The sequence below is a fragment of the Siccirubricoccus soli genome (genome assembly GCF_024178315.1).
GTDB lineage: Bacteria > Pseudomonadota > Alphaproteobacteria > Acetobacterales > Acetobacteraceae > Siccirubricoccus > Siccirubricoccus soli.
In genome coordinates, this window is the sequence record NZ_JAMZIK010000081.1 from 1 (window position 1) to 1,166 (window position 1,166).

General features: G+C 69.2%; 2 protein-coding genes. Both read left to right on the forward strand.

From position 1 onward, the window contains the following. Positions 1 to 7: 7 nt before the first annotated feature. Positions 8 to 91: a sulfur carrier protein ThiS gene (gene thiS, locus NJ376_RS29495; protein ID WP_456309319.1), complete on the forward strand. Its 84-nt coding sequence runs from the start codon at positions 8 to 10 to the stop codon at positions 89 to 91. 3 nt (positions 92 to 94) lie between these two features. Further along, positions 95 to 907: a thiazole synthase gene (locus NJ376_RS13170; RefSeq protein ID WP_252953729.1), complete on the forward strand. Its 813-nt coding sequence runs from the start codon at positions 95 to 97 to the stop codon at positions 905 to 907. Positions 908 to 1,166: the final 259 nt, after the last annotated feature.

The window sequence follows — 1,166 nt, forward strand, 5'->3', positions numbered from 1 at the left end:
CCTCGAGATCGTCCCCCGCTCGCGCTACGCCGACACCGTCCTGGTCGCTGGCGACGCTATCGAGATCGTTCATTTCATTGGAGGAGGCTGAGCCATGCCGGAGGATATCCGCGGGCTGGGCGAGGCCGTCGAGGATGGCTGGGAGGTGGCGGGGCTCCGCTTCCGCTCCCGCCTGATCGTCGGGACCGGGCGCTACAAGGATCTGGAGGAGACCGGCGCGGCCATCGCCGCTTCGGGGGCGGAGATTGTCACCGTTGCGGTACGGCGGGTCAATCTCAGCGACCCCAAGGCGCCGATGCTGCAGGATTACGTGGACCCCAAGCGGTACACCTACCTGCCCAACACCGCGGGGTGCTTCACTGCCCAGGATGCGGTGCGCACCCTGCGCCTGGCGCGGGAGGCTGGGGGCTGGAACCTGGTGAAGCTGGAGGTGCTGGGCCCGCCGCCCTTCCTCTACCCCGATATGCGGGCGACCTTCGAGGCGCTGGAGGCGCTGCTGAAGGACGGCTTCCAGGTGATGGTCTATTGCTCGGACGATCCGATCGCCGCGAAGCGGCTGGAGGAGATGGGGGCGGTGGCGGTGATGCCGCTCGGCGCACCCATCGGCAGCGGGCTCGGCATCCAGAACCCGGTGATGATCCGGGCCATCATCGAGAATGCCAAGGTGCCGGTGCTGGTCGATGCCGGCGTCGGCACGGCGAGCGACGCCAGCCTGGCGATGGAGCTGGGCTGCGATGCGGTGCTGATGAACAGCGCCATCGCCCATGCGAAGAATCCGGTGCTGATGGCGCGCGCCATGAAGGCGGCGGTGGAGGCGGGGCGGCTGGCCTTCCTGGCCGGGAGGATGCCGCGGCAATATGCGGCCGATCCTTCCAGCCCACTGCATACGGGGCTGATCGGGCGATAGGATAGAATTGGGGGCTTCGCCTCCATGTTCCGGCAAAAGAGGCTGCATCCGCACCCCCGCCGGGGAGGGAGGGCTCAGGACCTACCTGAGCCTGTCGTCTCGGCCCAGGAGGCCGAACGCTCCGATCGGGCGGGCGGGGCCAAGTTCTGGTCCCGGCAGGGTTGGCAGCATCGCCGCCAACGGGCTGGAGCCCCCAGCTAATGCGCCGGCCCCGCCCCCGCACCGCGCGGCTTGGCGAGCAGGAAGACCAGCGGCGCCA

Bases quoted from the DNA above. Each gene is read 5' to 3' on its own strand.
- NJ376_RS13170 (WP_252953729.1), top strand. From the start codon at position 95: ATGCCGGAGGATATCCGCGGGCTGGGCGAGGCCGTCGAGGATGGCTGG.